Raw genomic sequence first — 19,492 nt, 5'->3', positions numbered from 1 at the left:
CAAATTAGTTTCGTCTGAATCAAGATGTCTGAATATAGTGAAAGCCATGCTCAATGAGATACTGGATGTTTTCTTCACTGGCAATGCCTGCATCAAGTATCACAGTGGATCCTGTTCGCCCTTCCAGTCCTTCAAGTATGGTTTGCAGGGTTTGTGGTTCACTTGCATTACCTGGGAAGATCTGGCTTTTACGTGGAAAGCCACTGCCATCAAGCACCAGCCCTAATGTAACCAGGGGACAGTCACTGCGCTTTTCCTTGGAGCGGCCTCTTTGGGCGGCTGGGTTTGTTTTGGCTTCGCCTTCAAAGAAGGTATTTGTCAGATCATAAAGCGTGATAGTTTCACTGAAGCTGAACAGATCCCGTTCTTGCTGATATAAATGGGTTTCAATGGCTTCCCGGTGTTTCCATAATTGGTCGGATACCTGATACAGACGATCCAGCCCCATGTCTTCGAAGTCATAGTCGATTAACTCACCGAGGCCGCTGGTTGTCTGCAGCCAGCCGTGTGTGGCTAATTCACTTGCAGGACAGGCCATGCGAGCAATGATAGTACCGAGGGAGGCGGCAAGCTGGTGCTGGTTAAATCCCAGAGATTTCAATTTATCATCCAGGGTTAACTGCCTTACAGCGTGCAACGCTATTTGCTCGACTCCCACACGGCGCGGTCGTACAAGCTCTAAACTGCCGATATCAACGGTCTCAAAGTGAACGCTATCGTCAAGGGTTGTACTTCGGGATGTGATGATTTGAGTGGCGTAATATTGTGCCCGTGTTTCGAGTGATTCCTCTAGGTCAATAGTGAGCCAGTCAGTCTGTGCTGTCAGTAATTGATCAATACGACTTGATAATGACTTCCACTGGGACTTGGGCACATCGAAGAAACGACCCAGATTAAGCAGGGTACGTTGCTTGACCTTGCCATCAATTCGCTCGGACTCAACTAGCCGAAACGTTTTGTAGGTCTCGCCAGTTGCCTTGGTTCGGGTCGTTGTGCATCGGATATACATACTTGAATTTTTCCATAAAAATCAAGTGAATGCAACTATTTTTGTTATGTTATGGCACTACGCTTTGCTTGGAAATGCAAATGTTTGTAATGATTAGGTTTTTATTTTTTTATCCTATGAAAATAGACCTGTTGTGGTTTTTGAGCGAAAAACGACTGAACATGGGTTAAGACAGGCTGTGGTTTATACGCCATTTTATGTAGTCGCTCGACTAGATTGTCTAGGTTTGCGTCTAAATGAATAGCGTATTGATCTTTGGTGATATTATCTATGCCTGACGCGGCTTTTCCTTTGAGCTGCGTAAAGCATTCCAGCAGTAACTCTTTATTCATCAGGTGATATAAGCTGGTGAATTGACAGTCCTTGTCTGTGCTGGCTTTCTCAGGCTTCGTTGCAGTTTTGTTGGCACGCTTTCTACATTACTGTGCATGATACATGTGTCCCTGCTCCGCTGTTGTTGTCGTGATGGCCTTTTCTCCAGATGCATTACACACTTTCATCGGTACTATGCCACCATCCGACTTCCTGAACCGCTTCGGTTGTTCTTGTTTTATTATCACTTGTTCAACCTACTCTCTTCTTTGAAAGACGACTCAGGATCTCCCGAGTTGCCGATTATTCCCAATGTCCAACATGCCATGCTTTACAACCCCGAAGCAGTTCTATGATACTTGTCATGCGCGTCATAGAATAGGGACGTCCAGAAAGGGTACTCTGTCGTCCTGCTTACGTAAAACCATTTCGAGGCTAAATCACTTCAACTTGCGCTTACGGCCTGCTGGCTTGCGCCCATCGTGCTTGACGTTTGGAGTTACCTCCGCCTGCCCGATGTTTACTATCTGGTGGTTGACCTACCTTGCCAGAGCGGGACTTTCACCTGCTGGAATTATCGACCTTGCTCGGCCGCACACCCTTTTGGTTTTTTTCCTGTTTTTTAGACCCTGTAAACAGGTGCTATAATCAGCTCTTATTAGTCACTTATTCAAGGATCCACTCATGCAAATTAAGTTCTCTGAAGATGTTATCTCTCTTTCAGAACTCAAAGTTAACCCTGGAAAAATCGTGAATCGTGCGAAAAATTCTCATCGTCCCATTCTCCTTACTAGTAGAGGAAAAGGCATTGCCGTAGTACAAGGGCTTGATGAGTATGAGGCAAACGAAGAGAATCGTGAGTTTATGAAAGCCGTCACTCAGGGGTTAATCGAGATTAAGGAAGGCAACGAACTAGAGCTAGGTGAGGTTAAAAAAAAGCTGGGAATATACTGAGTGAAAATCTTCATTTCCGATTCTGCTTTCAGTGACATTGAAAGTATAAAAGAGTATTACAAGGAAGAAGGTGTTTCTTATATTGGTGAACAATATGTAGTTTCAATTATTGATCATATCCAGACTTTAAGCGATAACCCAGACATTGGAAGAAAAGTTCCAGAGTTTGACGAAATAAAAATAAAAGAACTTATTCATCCGCCATTTCGAATTATTTATTTGAGGGAGAAAAACTCAGTTCATATTATTAGAGTGTGGCGCAGTGAGAGATTACTTGTACTGCCAGAAGGAAAAATATAGTCATAGCATCCAGCGAAAATGTTGACCTTCTGTTTCACTCTTAATTCGCAATTCGGGACCCTATTTTTCGTTGAGTTTGTGGCGACACATATTTCAGGAAATAATTGGGTATATAATTATACCATCAACAATGATAGCCTTTCTGCAGATATCGAAGAGTTTTCTATCTTCTTTGATTATAATCTATATGAAAATCTTATAGTGGCTTTAACACCTACTAACTGGGATTCATTAGTTATCCAACCAGATTTAGGTTTACCTGATGATGGGCTCTATGATGTTCTAGCCCTGCCTATTACCCATAAATCATGACACACAATATCACCCGCCTTCCAGCAGCAAGAACCCTGCACACAAAAGCTGCAAAGCTGCGTACCCTCGCCACATGATTTGATGACCGGGCGGGGGATCTTTTTTCCGCCCCAGATGTCCTCCAATTCTTGCTACCAATTGTACAGCTTCACCTAGTAACAAAGGGGGTTTTAATCTTTTTTTTTGCGTAGGCGTGCAGGGTACGCAATTCAACATCAGAAAATAATATTTCAGCAGGAAGCTCAGGCGTTTCTCTACCCAGAAGCGTCATGAGCATGATCCGCCAGGCGATAACCAGATTGATACCAATCGCCCGACGCAACCGCTCAGCCGTTTCATGAGCAAGATCGTCAATTTTACAGCCTGATTTTAGCACACGATGCCAGTCTTCAATTCGCCAGCGCAACGTATACCAACGCAAACACTTTTCAATGTCCTTTGCGGATTCAATTTTAATCGTTGTCAGTAAAAACCACTCGACGGCCTTTGTGCCTTGAGGCGGGTTTTCTTCTAGCGCATGGATAAGCTGTATTTCAACCGGCTCTTTGTCATGATAATAGCTGGGAGCAGGGAGTTGTATGGCTAAGTGACGCAATGCCAGTTCTGCCCGCCTTCCTGGTCTTGCTGCTTTGGCTTTTTGCTTGCTTTTTTTAGGCCGGGCACTTTGCTGGGGAACATTGACGCTAACTCGACTTTGTACTCTGGTTTCACGAATGGCTGCGAACAGCTTGAAGGGGGATTCATTAATATTACGGTCGTGCTGAGCACGAATAAGCAGTTCAACACAGGGATTTTTTCTTTGTTCATCAAACAATTCAAAAAAATCAGCTTCCCGGTCACAGACATTAATCAGTTGTGTTTGCGGCATGGTGGCCGCTAATTCAACCAGGTCACGGTGGTGCTCTATCCAGACAAAGGTCTTTTTTTCTTCAATCGGTATTTTTGATGGTTTACGTTTGTCATCGGGCAATCGGGGGTGCGGAGCAATACACTGTGCTTTTAGGACGCCCAATGGCAATCCGTTTGGCGCAATGGCGAAGCTTGAGTGTAAAGTCAGTCCTTTGGTTTTTGCACCGGTCTGGTTGGCTTTCAACTCCCCTAAACCACTGCATTTATCCAGGTTTGTGTAGTTGAGTTCACTGCCATCTTGCAGGCATAGCACCGTTTTTTGCCCCATCATCCGTCGCGCTGTCCGTTCGCGGTGAGGTTGCAAGATATTTTCCAGATTAACGGCTGAGCCTTCTGGCTGGTCAATCATGCGATAGTAGGCCTTGGTGGCGGGCCAGTCACCTTCAACTGTCCCTGAGAAGGCACTGCCAGGGTTCTGGGCTTTTGCATGAGCGACGTTGACGAGTCTTTTGCTTAATCGTTTATCACCCAGTGGCGCACCGCCAAATTCATGTTCGGCCCATTGCGCAGCATCCAGTCCTTCACTGATAGTCAGTGCGCCCAGACCTGCATTGGCTGATAATCCCAATTGTTTCCTGAAAGAGGTGTCGAGTGGGTACATATAAATCGTTTTTTGACTTAATGTCGAGTCATTATGCCGGTCCTGGCGTCCCCGCCCTTTGGTTTTTCCGATGGCCAACCAGTTTGAAGCCTTATAGCAGGTGCCCGAATAGTGCTCGGTATCAACAAAGCTTTCAATGAGCAAGGGTGAGTATCCATACTGCCGGTTAAAATCTTTTGCTATCGTTGCCATGCTCATGCCTAGTACTTTCGATGCCAGGTTTTTGCAGTTGACACTGGGACGGATCAAAAAACGACTCATCCCGACGATCATATGGAGCTGTGCTTGATGCTCTTCTTGATTCCAGCCTATCCATTGATCGCGGGCGGATAATTGCAAAGCCGGCGCGGCATACCCAATCCCTCCTAACCAGCCATGCTCGGAACGAATCAGGTAGCGCATTTGCCTGCCCACCAATATTGCTGCTTTCAGGTAGTGTTCTGTAAGCATCAGTTCATTCCAGGTTCGCATCTGATCTGCCTCTTGTACTAGTACCAATTCAAGCGCTGCAATGTGCCTGACTTCATCGGGTACATCAACAGGATGTGGTACGGAGTCCGTTAAACGGCGGGGTGATTTTGTGCCCGTTTTGTGTTGCACCCTGGGTAGCTCAAAATGCCCCGATGATTCTAGATCACGGAGTGCTTTCAGGCAGCCACTGGTTTGCATTTCCCCACGTGCATCGTGAAATTCAAAGTGTGTACAGACTTGTTTGGCTAAATCGCTTCTATGTGCAACCCCCCCCTTGCCTTCCAGTAATTGTTTGATGTATTCTATATTGCTTGATAAGGAGAGTGTTCGTTTGATTTGGTTTTGTTTATTCATGCCTTATAGCATGCAATAATTATTCTTGATTGTCCAGCTGTAATTTATGGGTAATAGGCAGTTCTAGCCCTCAGTTCTGGTATTCCCCCAGGTAGCATATTAGCTGGTTTTTCAATTACATTTGATTATTTAGGAACAGGGACACCTGGAAGTCAAGTTTTTGATATTATTAACCCTGATACATTTGTAACTGTCGATAATGGTGTAACAAGAAATCAGGTTGTCATCCAACAGATTCCAACATTATCGCAATGGGCAATAATGCTCTTATCAAGTTTAATAGGGTTATTAGCAATAGCTAATAACCCTAAATTTAGTATAAATTTTTATAAACAACTATAAAACGAAAAAATAAAAATAGAGTTATAAATATGAATAGATTTGGGGCTGTCCTAGATAACTGAGAAAGGTTATCACTATGGGCATGAGAAAAAGTAGATTAAGCACATATAAATTAAGATTGATTGAACATTTTGTGTCTGGACCAACCGCGTGCGAAGCAGCAAAGCCAATTAATATGAACAAGACAACGGCTGTTTATTATTTCCATTGTTTACGCGAGATTATTGTACCCTATTGCGCTTGAGGCAGAAAACGATGCTATGACTTCCAGGGGAGTTTAAAGTCGATGAAAGCTATTTTGGTGGCTCCCATAAAGGCAAGCGCGGACGAGGTGCGGCAGATAAAGTTCCCGTATTCGGAATCCTCAAACGTGGAGGTAACGTTTACACACAGATTACTCCATATGCCAAGAGCAAGACACTAATGCCGATCTTACGATAAAATCAAGCATAATCATATCAACGGAATCGAGAACTTTTGTAACTCTTGAATAACAAATTTGTAAGCAACTGATTTTGTTATTCTCAGACATCTTGATTCGCTATCCTGAAAGAAATCCATTAAAACTTAAACTAGGCAATATAATTAAAGGGTTAGGGAATTATTGTCAAATGATTGATATTTTCAGCTAAAGAAATGAAAATGGTACTCATTTAGGTTAAACTAAGCCCTCATATCATACGAGGTATTCAATTAATGCAGCAACTCATGCTCCCAATAATTCCTCAGGGTACGACTATTATAAATGGTCAGGTCAGTGTTGATAACCGAAATGATGAGTGGTTTTATTTCCTCGGCGGTATCCCGATCTATTCTCACCAGGGACAATAAGAGATTATTTAGACTTCACACCTCTCAACTCACCAATACCGGTTCCTGTCGTTCAATCGATATTATTACAACCTTTGGTGTCTCTAAAAGTAGTGTTATGCGCTCATTAAGGCAACTACGAGAAAAAGGGGCTGATTCGTTTTTTGAACCTCGCCCGACTCGCAAGGGAGGACCACTCTTTACGCTTGAGGTTTTGCAGCAAGCTCAGGAATATCTGGATCAAGGTATGACGCCTAACGAAGCCGCTAAAGAATTAGGCATCCGGGCAGATACCTTTCGCAAGGCGATCAGTGATGGACGTTTAAAAAAAAGTCTGCCGCATCAATAGACCCCAATGATGGCAGTACCAAATCAGCCCGTGATATTATAGATGCCAATGCAGCCGATGTGCTTGGTACGGCCTGCACTCGAGTAGAAGAGCGAATCCAGGCTGCTTTGGGTGAGCAGGAAAAGGGAGCCTCAATCGAATTCGAATCCTGTTTAGATGTTCCTAAAGGCGGTGTGTTATGTGCATTGCCCGCGTTACTTGGCAATGGCTTATTAAATGACATTGAGCGCCACCTGGGCAAACTGACAGGTTATTATCAAACCTTTCATATCCTATTGCTACTCGCCTTTATGGGACTATGTCGCATCAAAAATGCCGAACAACTTCGCGAGCATGCACCGGGTGAATTCGGAAAACTACTTGGCCTGGATCGGGCTCCCGAAGTGCGTTGTTTAAGATCCAAAGTAAAAGGACTGGCTGAACCAAAATCAGTCGAAAGCTGGGCGGCCAACCTCTGTCGGCAATGGATGGAAAGTGAGCCAGAAGCTGCAGGAACACTCTACATAGATGGTCATGTCCGTGTCTACCATGGACACTTGACAAAACTTTCCAAACGACATGTTTCACGCGAAAAACTCTGCTTACGGGGTATCACCGACTACTGGGTTAATGATGGTACGGGGCGTCCCTTCTTTGTCGTTGAAAAAACGGTGGATCCGGGCTTACTAAAAACGCTGGAAGAAGATATCGTCCCCCGATTACTCAAAGACATTCCGAATCAACCGAGTGCACAAGCATTACAGCAAAACAAACAAGCCTGTCGTTTTATCCTGGTGTTTGATAGAGAAGGCTATAGCCCCGCATTCTTTAGAAAGATGTGGAACAAGCATCGTGTCGCTTGCATGACCTATCATAAATTTCCCACCGAAAATTGGCCACTGGACAATTTTTCCGGCCAGGAGATCACCCTACCGAGTGGTGAAAAAGTCATCATGAAACTCGCCGAACGAGGCAGTCTGGTTGGAACCAAAAAACAGGCGATGTGGATGAGAGAAGTGCGCAAGTTGACTGATTCTGGTCACCAAACCAGTATTATTACCACAGCCTATGAACTAGAATTGACGGCTGTTTCTGGGCGAATGTTTAGCCGGTGGTGCCAAGAGAACTTTTTTAGATATATGAAGCACCACTATCGGATAGACATGCTACAGGAGTATGGAATAGAGCCACTATCCGATACCCAAAAGGTGGTCAACCCTGATAGGCGCCAACAGGAAGGACAGCGTAATTCGATACAATCCAAACTCAATTACCGTCTATCTCGATTTGCAGCGATGGAACTTCATCCGGTGATTAAAAAAGATGAAACGGAAGATGTGAAATACAAGAAATGGGAAAGAAAACGAGCAGAATTACTCGAAGAAATAGAGCATTATGAAAATGAACTAAAAACCATCAAGGAAAAACTAAGCCAAACGCCCAAACACATTACCTGGCAAGAGTTGAGAGACGAAGATAAGTTCGAACAGCTTCTGCCAGGGAAAAAGCGGCTGATAGATACTGTCAACATGATCGCTTATCGGGCAGAAACAGCAATGGCCGCTCTGCTAACCTCACCGACAATCGACTTTCCGATGGCAAGGCAACTATTACAAACGCTGTTTGTGACAGAAGCAGATATATTACCCGATGAAGTAAAAAAACAACTTCGGATACGTGTGCATAGTACTTCCCGACCTGCAAGTAATAAAGCAATAGAAAAGTTATTTGAACAACTCAATCAAACGGAACTCAATTATCCAGGAACCGATCTGCGCTTAATTTATGAGCTGACTTCATCCGCAAAAAATTAGGAAATGGTCTCAAATTAGTTTCGTCTGAATCAAGATGTCTGATCCTAGTTTTTCTTCAGCAATACTTGCACCACCTGAGCCTAGTAGCTCCACCGTTTCAGCCATGAATATACGACGTACCGAGCCTTTTAAACGATGGGCTGTATTTATATATAACCTAAATCCTGCAAGCATTATACATAATAATCCACAAAACTCCTTATTAAACAATGATATAATATCATTTTCCTGATTTCACTATCTCATTGTTTTAATGAAGCCCTCTAAAGTATCAAAATCCTCATCTCACGTAAGAAACCGTACCCGAACGGTAAAAATGACATCTACAGCACATGGATTGACAAGCCAGGCGGGACTGATTCCCGTCGTGAAATATTTAGACAGGATAGGTTTTGAAAAAACCGTAAAACAAAGCGTTCCACATCGGCGGGGTGAAAATGCAGACCATCACTTATCTGATGTGGTTCTATTGACGTTGGTTGGCATGATGGGGGGAGCAACATCAATGGCAAAGGTGACGACCGTATGGGCAGATAGCGTACTGCGCAAAGTAGCTGGCTGGATAAAGATTCCTGTTGAAACCACAATTTTACGGATCTTTAAAGAAGTAAGTGATAGGCAGATAAGCCAGTTTGAAACGCTCACGCATACTTTGCGTGGTCAACACTGGCGGCGATTGCTTCGTTCCGGAAAATCGAAAACTGGCATACAATCCGTCCAGTGGGTCGATGTCGATTCAACTGTGGACACCGTTTGTGGTCGACAAGAAGGAAGTGCCAAAGGCTTCAACCCCAAAAAGAAAGGTGCCCGTTCATACCATCCACAACTCGCTTTTCTAGCGGAAACAAAAGAAATTTTACAAGCCTGGTTCCGGACAGGCAATGCCTTTACAAGCAATGGTGTTGTAGAATTTACCAAACAGTTACTTGCACACTTGCCCAATCGGATGCGCATTATTTTTCGCGGTGACAGTGGTTATTTTGTCGGTGATTTGCTTGAATTTCTCGATACCAGAGGGCATGGGTATCTAATAAAGGTTAAACTTAAGAATTTGAACGCATTGCTGGCCAAACAGGCCTGGACAGCCATACAAGGCCGACCCGGTTGGGAGCAGAGCGAGTTTCAATATCGTTGTGGTGGCTGGTCTCGCTCTCGTCAGTTTGTCGCGGTCAGGATAAAGCAACCTAAACAAGTGACAGGACCTCAGTCCGAGCTTTGGGATACGGCAGAATATGACTATTTTTGTTATGTAACAACTGAACCTCTATCGCCTTGGCAAACACATAAGAAGTATGGTGAACGAGCGACGTGCGAAACATGGATTGAAGAAGCAAAATCACAAATGGGTTTAGGTAAGGGAGATGGAAAGAAATAATCATCCAAACGAAGTAAGCTTGTGTCTCAATAATTTATAATAATGAATTCTGAATTTATTCTCACACTAGGCAGATAAGCTTGTTGATATTAACAGATAGCATTATAGGTTGGATTATAAATACAGCCCATCGTTTAAAAGGCTCGGTACGTCGTATATTCATGGCTGAAACGGTGGAGCTACTAGGCTCAGGTGGTGCAAGTATTGCTGAAGAAAAACTAGGATGGAATAGAGGCACTATCCGAAAAGGACAATATGAACTTGAAACTCAGCCCATAGAAGATAATTTTTCAGCGAGAGGGCGTAATAAAAGTGAAGAGCATTTTCCTCATCTACTTGATGACATAAAAAAAATTGCTGAACCGGAGTGTCAAACGGATCCCTCTTTTAATTCCTGTCGATTATATACCCGGCTAACGGCTAAAGAAGTTAGAAAACGTTTACTGGAGATTGATTATTACGATGAAAAAACATTACCTTGCTCAAAAACTATCAATACAAAATTAAATGACCTGAGTTACCATCCAAAAAAGGTACAAAAAACAAAGCCTCATAAGAAAATCAAGGAAACGGATGCAATTTTTGAACAAGTTCATTCAGTCAATGGAATGGCAGATATCAACCCAAAAGAGATTCGTATATCAATTGATGCCAAAGCAAGAATGAATATAGGAAATTTTTCACGGGGAGGACGAAATCGGGTTTTAACAAAAGCAGAGGATCATGATTTAGATGTTAAGGAAAAGTTAACTCCTTTTGGTTTTTATCTGCCTGAACATGATGATTTTTTCCTTTTCTTTACAGCAGGCTATGCCAGCAGTGATTTCATCGTTGACCGATTGGAAGAAATTTGGCCAGAAATTCAAGAAAAATATGGAGTAGATATTCTGACAATTAACGCTGACAATGGTATGGAGAACAGTAGCTCCAGAACTCAGTTTATAAAAAGGCTTGTGGAGTTTGCTGAAAAAAGCAACATAAAGATAAAACTGGCCTACTACCCTCCTTATCATAGTAAATATAACCCAATTGAACGAGTATGGGGAGCCTATGAAAATCATATTAGTGGCGACATAATGGATACAGTTGAAACAACTTTAAAATTTGCCAAAAGTATGACCTACAATGGCAAAGCACCTATTGTTAAATTAACAGAAAAAATATATGAAACAGGAGTAAAGGTAGGTAAAAAAGCAATGAAGACGTATTATCAGTTTGTTGACCGAATGCCATCGTTGGAGAAATGGTTTTTGACCATTTCTCCTGGTTGTTCTGGATGATTATTTCTTTCCATCTCCCTAAAATCAGAACGAATCAATTTCTGGCTAATGCCGCATTATTTCATTGCGCCGTTCTTGCCTACAATACCGTGCGCTGGATGGCTCAATTGAGTGGCAACAAAACGTTGTGCCAATGGGAGCCGGATACACTTCGTACTTATCTGATTCGGGTGGCTGGAAAATTACTCACAGGCAATAATCAGCTGAGAGTCAGAACACCTGCAGATCCGCTCTATCCACAGGAATGGGATGATTGGGTTAAGGTGGGGTTACTCGCTTAACATTAACCGAAGTTAAGTCACTTTGATTAAAAGGTCATGGCACGTTGGCAGGGTGTTTATTGCCTTGGGCTCGGGGGATATCCATACGATACAAAAAATTTCCTCTATTTATGATTTAAATCTGGATATTTTGATCGGTTGGACAAAGAGGGCTGGCAAAGCGGCAGTAAAAACCTAATAACCACTTAGCTAGACAGGTTAATGAGAGTCAAAATATGGGCTTGCAGGATTTAGGTATAATGCTATCTGTTAATATCAACAAGCTTATCTGCCTAGTGTGAGAATAAATTCAGAATTCAATATTATAAATTATTGAGACACAAGCTTACTTCGTTTGGATGATTATTTCTTTCCATCTCCCTTAAGCTTATGAGTTTTAATCACTTTATTATTTTTGTATTTAAGTGAATGACATTGCCCACAGCACCCAGCATGCGGGTCCGCACTGGGCGATTACCAAAAGTGCCGGACCGTAGTCAGACCAAATAATATTAACCAAACCCTTAATATTGATTGTGGATTACACTTATCCATCAACGCGCCTGTTAACTCTTAAGGCTGCCGGTCGGTCGCCCTTCCGCCCTTCCGCCCTTGCCCTCGGCTAGTACTTTTTAAAGTTGCCAATTATGGCAACTTCCCAGATAATGTACAGGGGACTTACACCCCATAAAATCATGCCCATGCTGGGCACACACACACACACAAAATCCAGCTGACCGTTGGCAGCGCAGCTCGTTTTCAAAGGTCATTTTTTGTCAAAGTTCAGTGAGTTGTCAGAGTTCATCAAAAATCTGCCAACGTCAGCTGATTTGGGCGTTAGTTGCGACACGAAGTTGCATAAATATATGTTGTAAATCACTTTTTTTTAAGTGAGGCGCAACCTGGAGTTCTGCCTCCAGTATCCTACCAGGCCATGCGACACGGATGTGGTGTGAAGCGTCTGGGACAATGAAACTCGTATAAGAGGAACCGTGAGGGGAATCGTAACTGCCAGTGCTAAGGCGGACGGGAGCTAGGATGGAATGATAGGGTGAATGTAATGTGAACTGTCGTCTTGAAGTCCCGTTAACAAAAGAGCAGCCAAAAGCACTGATAGGCTGTAACCAACAGGTGGGTAGTCAGTGGAACTGTTATAACGTCGGTTTCACGCAGATAATGCACTACTGGGATACAGGCAGCACCTAAGTCGTTCGTTAAGATATTTATGTGGAACGTGGCAATGTCGTATCGTCCTCCAGCAATGGAGAAAGCTGCCCGCAAGGGGTGCTGATGGCCATGCGTCGATGAGAGAATGGAAAAAGCGAAGGCGATTATGTAATGTAGTTGATACGGATTCAAGATTTGTCCGACACGAAAGTGTGCGCACGTCCATTTGGTGCTTCGTTGCGAGAGAGTTTAGAGAACCGGTTTTAAGAAGGAAACGCAAATGACGGCCTTTGGCTGGTGCACCTTCTGGCATAGCAATATGTATTATCGGCTGTAGATACGTATCGCAAAGGTTGGCTATTAAATTTGTTCAACAGACATTGTTTTTGGTAGTAAAGTTAGTGATGGAAAATACATCATTTTACACTAAATAAAATGAGTTTACTGTTGAATAATAAGGCAGCTGGGTCAGTTTATTCTGGCTTTTGAAGGGCTTGAGCCGTATGCTGGGAAACTCGCAAGTACGGTTCTTAGGGGGCAAAGGGTCGCGAGACCCTGAGCTACCCGGTGCAAGTGAAGTTTAGTGGTAATGATATAATGTGCCTTTAATTCAACTAAAGTTAATTTGACAAAATTATGCCCTCAATTTCAGCATTCTATGGAATCATAATTTATATGTATTTCATGGATAATAAGCAACACAATCTTCCACATATTCACGTTAAATATTCTGGAGATGAAGTTGTAGTGTCAATACCAGATGGAAATGTTCTTGATGGAAAAATCCCTTCTACGAAGATGAAGTTACTTCAAGCATGGATAGAAATACATAAAGAAGAGTTAATGGCTGATTGGGAATTAGCTGTATCAGGTGAACAACCTTATAAAATTGACCCCTTGAAATAGAAAAATGAACCCAAGAGTAAAGCAAGTATCAGCCTTAAATAACTATAAATTGTCCCTTGTATTTACCAATGGGGAAAGAGGTATTTATGATTGTTCCAGTTTATTAGAGTTTGGTGTATTTAAGGAGTTAAAAAACTCAAATTACTTTAGTCAGGTCAAAACCTTTGATGGAACAGTTGTGTGGCCACATGAACAGGATATTTGTCCTGATACATTATATTTAGAATCACTTAGAGAAAATGCCTAAGGAACGCGCATGAAATAACTTGAGCAAGTTCATGCGTAAATTTAATTATAAAATCATTGTAACGTTGGTTAAAAAAATAAGTTTTGTTTAAAATTAACGAATGATTATAGCTTATGCAAAAGAGATAGAAGAGCGGATGCAAGAATTTTACAGTCGTCTGCCAGAGAAAAATAGACGCTTATATGCAGGCATTGAAGCTTTAAAGCTTGCTTTTGGTGGGGTTACTTATATTGCTAAACTTTTTAATTGTTCACGCAATACTGTTCAATTTGGAATTGAAGCACTTCAGGTGGAAGAAACGATTGACCAAAATCGCAGTAGACGTAAGGGAGGCGGTCGAAAGGCAACCCTTGAAAAACAGCCTGATATTAATGAGGTTTTTCTACTTTTGCTTACAGAGCATACAGCAGGTAATCCAATGGATGAAATGCAAAAATGGACAAATTTAACGCGAGCTAATATTAGCGATTTATTAGCTAAAAAAGGTTTTAAAGCCAGTCGTAATATTGTTAGACAATTATTGAAAAAGAATGAGTATGTAAAACGGAAGCCTTTAAAAAATAAGGCTGGAGGAGGACATGTGGATCGTAATGCCCAATTTGAACGTATTACCGAATTAAAAGAAAAATATAGTGTTGCTGGGAATCCAGTGATTAGCGTAGACACTAAGAAAAAGGAACAAATAGGGAATTTATCTCGTGAAGGTAAGATTTATACCACTGAGACTGTTGAAGTTTTTGATCATGATTTCCCGTCATTGGCGGAGGGGGTTGCCGTACCGCATACCGTTTATGATCAAACACGCAATGAGGCATACGTCACTATAGGGACAAGTCGAGACACCAGTGAATTTGCTTGTGATTCGCTTCGCCATTGGTGGTACAACTATGGAATACATTACTACTCGCAGGCCACTTCTATTTTAATGTTGATGGATGGAGGTGGCAGTAATTCATCTCGACACTATATTTTTAAACAGGATTTACAAGTTTTGGCAGATGAAATTGGGATTAATATACGCGTTGCTCATTATCCTCCCTACACATCCAAATGGAATCCTGTTGAGCACAAAGCCTTTCCTCATATTACTCGGGCAATGCAAGGTGTTGTTTTAACAAGTCACCAGTTAACAAAAGAATTGATAGAAACGGCAACAACAAAGTCTGGTTTAAAAGTTTTTGCCTCAATTTTAAATAGAGTTTATGAAACGGGCAGAAAGGTTATGGCCGAGTTTAAAGATTCCATGAGAATTGTTTTTGATGAACATCTTAGGCTATGGAATTATGTTGCTGTTCCTGAAAAGCAATTTTAGAAGTTGCTCAAGTTATTTCGTGCACGTTCCTAACCCATCTTCGTGACTTATACAGTCAATTCCCCATTATTTCAATGAGTTAAATTTTTCAATCGGTCTCAGTTGGCACTACAGATTTCATATCAACGGTCGTTTTAATTTTTCCTATCGGGTCGGGGTTAATATTCAAAGCAGTATAGATTTGTTTTTGTCTGGTTTCTGCTTTGCTTGTGGTTCGCAAGTGAATGATTGTATCGTTATCAGTGGGTAAGGTAATGGTCAAACGTTGCTGGGTCGACATAATGTTGCGAATGCTTTCCCAGCTTAGGGAGATGGAAAGAAATAATCATCCAAACGAAGTAAGCTTGTGTCTCAATAATTTATAATAATGAATTCTGAATTTATTCTCACACTAGGCAGATAAGCTTGTTGATATTAACAGATAGCATTATAGGTTGGATTATAAATACAGCCCATCGTTTAAAAGGCTCGGTACGTCGTATATTCATGGCTGAAACGGTGGAGCTACTAGGCTCAGGTGGTGCAAGTATTGCTGAAGAAAAACTAGGATGGAATAGAGGCACTATCCGAAAAGGACAATATGAACTTGAAACTCAGCCCATAGAAGATAATTTTTCAGCGAGAGGGCGTAATAAAAGTGAAGAGCATTTTCCTCATCTACTTGATGACATAAAAAAAATTGCTGAACCGGAGTGTCAAACGGATCCCTCTTTTAATTCCTGTCGATTATATACCCGGCTAACGGCTAAAGAAGTTAGAAAACGTTTACTGGAGATTGATTATTACGATGAAAAAACATTACCTTGCTCAAAAACTATCAATACAAAATTAAATGACCTGAGTTACCATCCAAAAAAGGTACAAAAAACAAAGCCTCATAAGAAAATCAAGGAAACGGATGCAATTTTTGAACAAGTTCATTCAGTCAATGGAATGGCAGATATCAACCCAAAAGAGATTCGTATATCAATTGATGCCAAAGCAAGAATGAATATAGGAAATTTTTCACGGGGAGGACGAAATCGGGTTTTAACAAAAGCAGAGGATCATGATTTAGATGTTAAGGAAAAGTTAACTCCTTTTGGTTTTTATCTGCCTGAACATGATGATTTTTTCCTTTTCTTTACAGCAGGCTATGCCAGCAGTGATTTCATCGTTGACCGATTGGAAGAAATTTGGCCAGAAATTCAAGAAAAATATGGAGTAGATATTCTGACAATTAACGCTGACAATGGTATGGAGAACAGTAGCTCCAGAACTCAGTTTATAAAAAGGCTTGTGGAGTTTGCTGAAAAAAGCAACATAAAGATAAAACTGGCCTACTACCCTCCTTATCATAGTAAATATAACCCAATTGAACGAGTATGGGGAGCCTATGAAAATCATATTAGTGGCGACATAATGGATACAGTTGAAACAACTTTAAAATTTGCCAAAAGTATGACCTACAATGGCAAAGCACCTATTGTTAAATTAACAGAAAAAATATATGAAACAGGAGTAAAGGTAGGTAAAAAAGCAATGAAGACGTATTATCAGTTTGTTGACCGAATGCCATCGTTGGAGAAATGGTTTTTGACCATTTCTCCTGGTTGTTCTGGATGATTATTTCTTTCCATCTCCCTTAGATGAATGCCCTGCAGTTTAAGCTGATAACGCAGTGTATGTACCAAGTGGTAAGCTAATAATGTAATGAATAGCTGTCCGGTAACCCGGTCTTCTTTTTGGTGGTAGACAGGGCGCAAACCCAGTTCGGTTTTCAGGCTTCTAAAGGTCGCTTCAATCTCTGTGAGCATGGTATAGGTCGTCCATAACTGTTCTTCCGACCAGTCAGGGATATTTGTTCTTAGGCAGTACACACCACAGTGTTGATCTTTCTGGTCACTTTCAGGTTTACGTTTCCATTCGATACTGGTGGCTTTGTTTTTTTTGTCATCCGCCATGACGTTGATGGTGTAGTCAGCAGCAACGCGGCTATGTTTTTCACGTAGCCGGCCGATACGTTCCAGTATTTTGTCGTATTTTTTAAGGGTGCCTTTTTTGCTCAGGCCCGTGTGCAGTTTTTCCAGGGCTTCTTCCAGACGAACATGAAAGCGGTTACGGATACCTTGTTCTTTTTTTGCCTTTTGTTCTGAGTGACAATAGAGTCGGGTTTCCCTGGTTTCTGGATCAACTTCACGATACACAACGACATTACTGTCCGGGGTATCCCTGACTGTTACCGGGCTTTCCTGGTCTCTTGGGTTTTTTACGTGCTGTTCTCGACTGACGACGAGATAATGATAATCTTGTTCGATTAACCAGGCAACATTGTCGGCACTGGCAATGCCGGCATCCATGATAACCACCGGCTTTATTTGATGAAAGGGATCCTTGTCTCGCAGTCCCTCAAGCATGAGCTTCAGAGTCGCGGGCTCACTGGCATTGCCGGGAAAAACCTGACTACTCAATGGGAAACCGTCACCATCCAAAATCAGCCCCAGGGTCACTAGTGGACAGTCTGTGCGTTTCTCTTTGGAGCGACCGAATTGCGCTTTCGGGTTTTGGGTACATTGGCCTTCAAAATAAGTATTGGTCAGATCGTACAATACAATCTTGCGGTTTAAATTGAATAAAGTCTGCTCGCGGTTAGCCAGAAATGATTCAAGAGTTGCCTGGTGTTTGAGTAACTTGTCACTGACCGTATATAATCGTGTCAGGCTTGTATTGCCGTAGTCATGATCCAGCAGCTCACCCAGCCCCGTTCGATTTTGCAACCAATCATGTGTTTTCAATTCACTGCCGGGTGAAACTATACGTCCGATGATACTGCCCAGTGCTGTCACCGTATCGATTTTATTAAAGCCCAGTGCTGTGAGTTTCTCATCTAGCTGCAATTGCTGTGCAGCATGCAGTGCCAAGGTTTCCACGCCTATACTGCGGGCATTAATGGCTTCGACATGGTTAATATCAACAGAATGATAATCCCGTTCTGAGCTTTGTGAGTCTAGTGGTTGTGACAGTTTTGCAGTCATCAGTGCGCTATAGCGTTGAGCCGTTGCTTCCAGCAGTTGATTTAAATCATCAGCTAAATGGAATAGCTCTTCCTGATGGGGTTCCGAACCTTGTTGTAATTGTTCAATTCTGGCCGTTAGCAGGGGCCAATACTTTTTCTCGATAGTAAAGTCCGCACCTATATTGAGCAATGTGCGTTGCTTGACTTGTTTCCCTATACGAAAAGACTCAACAATGCGGTAAGTGAAATAAGCGGAGCCGTCTTCCAGACTCTTTGTTTTGGTTCTTCGAATATACATGCCACTAGCATCAAGGAAAAACCAGGAAAAATCAATAGGCAGAGCAAACTAAAATGGCACTACAGGAGCCTCAAAAAAAACACCTTTGATTTTAAAGGAGCTTTTTTGATGAAAATTTTATGCGAACGATAAATCAATAACTTGGAAAGATAAAAGTGACGAAGATGGGCTAAGAGGGATAGAAAGGGGTTTCTATCCCCTCCCTCCCACATCACCAATGTCATTCGTTTAAGAAACACTCCTATTCGTTTAAGAAGCAGGTAAGCCTCAACCCAACCCACATTCTTATGTTAAAAAATCACGCGCTATTTCTCCACATATTCCATTGCTGTGCAGGCTGTTTCGATTCTCTTGCGTAATGACGACCCTTTCTTTTCTTGTGATAGTAACGTGAAATTGAACAAACCAGATCAGTCATCACCTGATTGATGTAAAGACTGGGTGCATACAAAATCTCTTCAAGATGTCGCGCTACGGTGGTTAATGTATTTTTAAAGTTTACCTGAAGGGTTTGCTCTGTCTCTGATTCTTCGTCGACAGGAAGATTCAGCAAACTCGCCAGTAAATGCTCAGAGGCACTCGCGCAGAGTCGGCTCATAGTGATCAACACAAAGTGAGCGAATAGTTCTTGTTTGACTGTGCGCTCACTGCGCCCATGAAAATCTGAAATGGTTTAATAAAGCAGGACACTTCTAAAGACAGATTTATAATGTCCATTAGAGGTGAATATGAGTAAGCAAACTAAACCAAAAAGACCTAAATATAATCTTGAATTTAAACAAGATGCAGCCAAATTAGTTATTGACAAAGGGTATACCCACCAACAAGCTGCAGACAGCTTAGGCGTATCCTTAAGTGCGATTGGACGTTGGGTTAGAGCAGAACGAGGACCAACAATCGAAACAAAATCAACACCGAGCTTATCTGGTCAGTCCGAATTAGTCAGGTTACGTAGGGAAGTTGAGCAATTGCGTATGGAGCGCGAAATATTAAAAAAGGCAGCGGTCTTCTTTGCGAACGAAGTCGAGTAAAGTATGTTTTTATTCGAGAGCAACAGAAGACCTACTCTGTTACGGCGTTATGTCGAGTTATGAGGGTCAGTACCAATGTCATTAAGTTAGTAAATATTCGACCAA

At 42.1% G+C, this 19,492-nt stretch carries 21 protein-coding genes and 2 pseudogenes; 16 read left to right on the top strand and 7 right to left on the bottom strand.

The genetic code is table 11. The annotated features are described in order from the left end of the window. Positions 1 to 19 precede the first annotated feature (19 nt). Both ACQY3F_RS08400 and ACQY3F_RS08395 read right to left on the bottom strand, forming a co-directional pair. Positions 20 to 1,009 carry an IS1634 family transposase gene (locus ACQY3F_RS08400; protein WP_428354405.1) on the bottom strand — a complete coding sequence of 330 codons (990 nt, stop codon included), beginning with the start codon at positions 1,007 to 1,009 and terminating at the stop codon, positions 20 to 22. Positions 1,010 to 1,110: 101 nt separating this feature from the next. Further along, positions 1,111 to 1,341, bottom strand: a complete 231-nt coding sequence (locus ACQY3F_RS08395) for a hypothetical protein (protein WP_428354404.1) — start codon at positions 1,339 to 1,341, stop codon at positions 1,111 to 1,113. A gap of 664 nt (positions 1,342 to 2,005) precedes the next feature. Here ACQY3F_RS08395 and ACQY3F_RS08390 point away from each other — a divergent pair. The 3 genes from ACQY3F_RS08390 to ACQY3F_RS08380 are packed head-to-tail and all read left to right on the top strand — an operon-like array spanning position 2,006 to position 2,887. Continuing rightward, positions 2,006 to 2,275: a type II toxin-antitoxin system Phd/YefM family antitoxin gene (locus ACQY3F_RS08390; protein WP_428354403.1), complete on the top strand. Its 270-nt coding sequence runs from the start codon at positions 2,006 to 2,008 to the stop codon at positions 2,273 to 2,275. Next, positions 2,276 to 2,575: a type II toxin-antitoxin system RelE/ParE family toxin gene (locus tag ACQY3F_RS08385; protein ID WP_428354402.1), complete on the top strand. Its 300-nt coding sequence runs from the start codon at positions 2,276 to 2,278 to the stop codon at positions 2,573 to 2,575. Between the two features lie 18 nt (positions 2,576 to 2,593). Next, entirely contained in the window at positions 2,594 to 2,887 is a 294-nt protein-coding gene (locus ACQY3F_RS08380; RefSeq protein WP_428354401.1) for a hypothetical protein, read from the top strand. Between the two features lie 148 nt (positions 2,888 to 3,035). Here the strand turns inward: ACQY3F_RS08380 and ACQY3F_RS08375 are convergent, their stop codons facing one another. Next, positions 3,036 to 5,222: an IS4 family transposase gene (locus tag ACQY3F_RS08375; protein WP_428354400.1), complete on the bottom strand. Its 2,187-nt coding sequence runs from the start codon at positions 5,220 to 5,222 to the stop codon at positions 3,036 to 3,038. A gap of 81 nt (positions 5,223 to 5,303) precedes the next feature. Here ACQY3F_RS08375 and ACQY3F_RS08370 point away from each other — a divergent pair, with 81 nt between their 5' ends. The 5 genes and pseudogenes from ACQY3F_RS08370 (at position 5,304) to ACQY3F_RS08350 (ending at position 8,516) form a co-directional block, all read left to right on the top strand. Then, entirely contained in the window at positions 5,304 to 5,564 is a 261-nt protein-coding gene (locus tag ACQY3F_RS08370) for an IPTL-CTERM sorting domain-containing protein (RefSeq protein WP_428357640.1), read from the top strand. A gap of 82 nt (positions 5,565 to 5,646) precedes the next feature. Continuing rightward, a pseudogene (locus ACQY3F_RS08365) lies at positions 5,647 to 6,042 on the top strand (transposase); the annotation flags it as partial. Positions 6,043 to 6,260: 218 nt separating this feature from the next. Next, entirely contained in the window at positions 6,261 to 6,395 is a 135-nt protein-coding gene (locus ACQY3F_RS08360; RefSeq protein ID WP_428354266.1) for a hypothetical protein, read from the top strand. Continuing rightward, positions 6,340 to 6,723: a hypothetical protein gene (locus tag ACQY3F_RS08355; RefSeq protein WP_428354267.1), complete on the top strand. Its 384-nt coding sequence runs from the start codon at positions 6,340 to 6,342 to the stop codon at positions 6,721 to 6,723. Before ACQY3F_RS08360 ends, ACQY3F_RS08355 begins: the two co-directional genes overlap by 56 nt. A gap of 59 nt (positions 6,724 to 6,782) precedes the next feature. After that, positions 6,783 to 8,516, top strand: a complete 1,734-nt coding sequence (locus tag ACQY3F_RS08350; protein ID WP_428354399.1) for a putative transposase — start codon at positions 6,783 to 6,785, stop codon at positions 8,514 to 8,516. Between the two features lie 9 nt (positions 8,517 to 8,525). On the opposite strand, the gene ACQY3F_RS08345 is transcribed toward ACQY3F_RS08350, so the two are convergent. Continuing rightward, positions 8,526 to 8,690 carry a hypothetical protein gene (locus tag ACQY3F_RS08345; RefSeq protein ID WP_428354398.1) on the bottom strand — a complete coding sequence of 55 codons (165 nt, stop codon included), beginning with the start codon at positions 8,688 to 8,690 and terminating at the stop codon, positions 8,526 to 8,528. A 79-nt stretch (positions 8,691 to 8,769) separates the two neighbouring features. On the opposite strand from ACQY3F_RS08345, the gene ACQY3F_RS08340 reads away from it, so the two are divergent. From ACQY3F_RS08340 to ACQY3F_RS08315, 6 genes and pseudogenes are all read left to right on the top strand, one after another. Beyond that, on the top strand, positions 8,770 to 9,891 hold the full coding sequence (locus ACQY3F_RS08340) for an IS1380 family transposase (protein ID WP_428354397.1): 1,122 nt from the start codon (positions 8,770 to 8,772) through the stop codon (positions 9,889 to 9,891). Positions 9,892 to 9,974: 83 nt separating this feature from the next. Continuing rightward, positions 9,975 to 11,171, top strand: a complete 1,197-nt coding sequence (locus ACQY3F_RS08335; protein WP_428352931.1) for an ISAzo13 family transposase — start codon at positions 9,975 to 9,977, stop codon at positions 11,169 to 11,171. Positions 11,172 to 11,191: 20 nt separating this feature from the next. Continuing rightward, positions 11,192 to 11,452, top strand: a pseudogene (locus tag ACQY3F_RS08330) (IS1380 family transposase); the annotation flags it as partial. 1,782 nt (positions 11,453 to 13,234) lie between these two features. Next, the gene (dhiT, locus tag ACQY3F_RS08325) at positions 13,235 to 13,504 is read left to right on the top strand and encodes a type II toxin-antitoxin system toxin DhiT (protein WP_428354396.1); all 270 of its coding nucleotides are present in this window, start codon (positions 13,235 to 13,237) and stop codon (positions 13,502 to 13,504) included. Positions 13,505 to 13,508: 4 nt separating this feature from the next. After that, the gene (locus tag ACQY3F_RS08320) at positions 13,509 to 13,751 is read left to right on the top strand and encodes a DUF2442 domain-containing protein (protein ID WP_428354395.1); all 243 of its coding nucleotides are present in this window, start codon (positions 13,509 to 13,511) and stop codon (positions 13,749 to 13,751) included. 100 nt (positions 13,752 to 13,851) lie between these two features. Then, the gene (locus ACQY3F_RS08315; protein ID WP_428354394.1) at positions 13,852 to 15,063 is read left to right on the top strand and encodes an ISAzo13 family transposase; all 1,212 of its coding nucleotides are present in this window, start codon (positions 13,852 to 13,854) and stop codon (positions 15,061 to 15,063) included. 88 nt (positions 15,064 to 15,151) lie between these two features. Here ACQY3F_RS08315 and ACQY3F_RS08310 read toward each other — a convergent pair whose 3' ends face one another. Continuing rightward, on the bottom strand, positions 15,152 to 15,343 hold the full coding sequence (locus ACQY3F_RS08310) for a hypothetical protein (RefSeq protein WP_428354393.1): 192 nt from the start codon (positions 15,341 to 15,343) through the stop codon (positions 15,152 to 15,154). Between the two features lie 128 nt (positions 15,344 to 15,471). Here ACQY3F_RS08310 and ACQY3F_RS08305 point away from each other — a divergent pair, with 128 nt between their 5' ends. Then, complete coding sequence (locus ACQY3F_RS08305) at positions 15,472 to 16,668, top strand: ISAzo13 family transposase (RefSeq protein ID WP_428352931.1); 1,197 nt, start codon at positions 15,472 to 15,474, stop codon at positions 16,666 to 16,668. On the opposite strand, the gene ACQY3F_RS08300 is transcribed toward ACQY3F_RS08305, so the two are convergent. Then, positions 16,599 to 18,356, bottom strand: a complete 1,758-nt coding sequence (locus tag ACQY3F_RS08300; protein WP_428354392.1) for an IS1634 family transposase — start codon at positions 18,354 to 18,356, stop codon at positions 16,599 to 16,601. The two genes, ACQY3F_RS08305 and ACQY3F_RS08300, sit on opposite strands and share 70 nt — an antisense overlap. 298 nt (positions 18,357 to 18,654) lie before the next feature. Then, entirely contained in the window at positions 18,655 to 18,954 is a 300-nt protein-coding gene (locus ACQY3F_RS08295) for a hypothetical protein (RefSeq protein WP_428354391.1), read from the bottom strand. A gap of 130 nt (positions 18,955 to 19,084) precedes the next feature. Here ACQY3F_RS08295 and ACQY3F_RS08290 point away from each other — a divergent pair, with 130 nt between their 5' ends. Beyond that, positions 19,085 to 19,387, top strand: coding sequence for a transposase (locus ACQY3F_RS08290; protein WP_428354390.1), 303 nt, complete (start codon positions 19,085 to 19,087; stop codon positions 19,385 to 19,387). Positions 19,388 to 19,492 lie beyond the last annotated feature (105 nt).

This window comes from Methyloprofundus sp., from assembly GCF_965251085.1.
Lineage (GTDB): Bacteria > Pseudomonadota > Gammaproteobacteria > Methylococcales > Methylomonadaceae > Methyloprofundus.
Note: the sequence above shows the minus strand (reverse complement) of the source record. Positions and strands in the feature narration are given on the sequence as shown.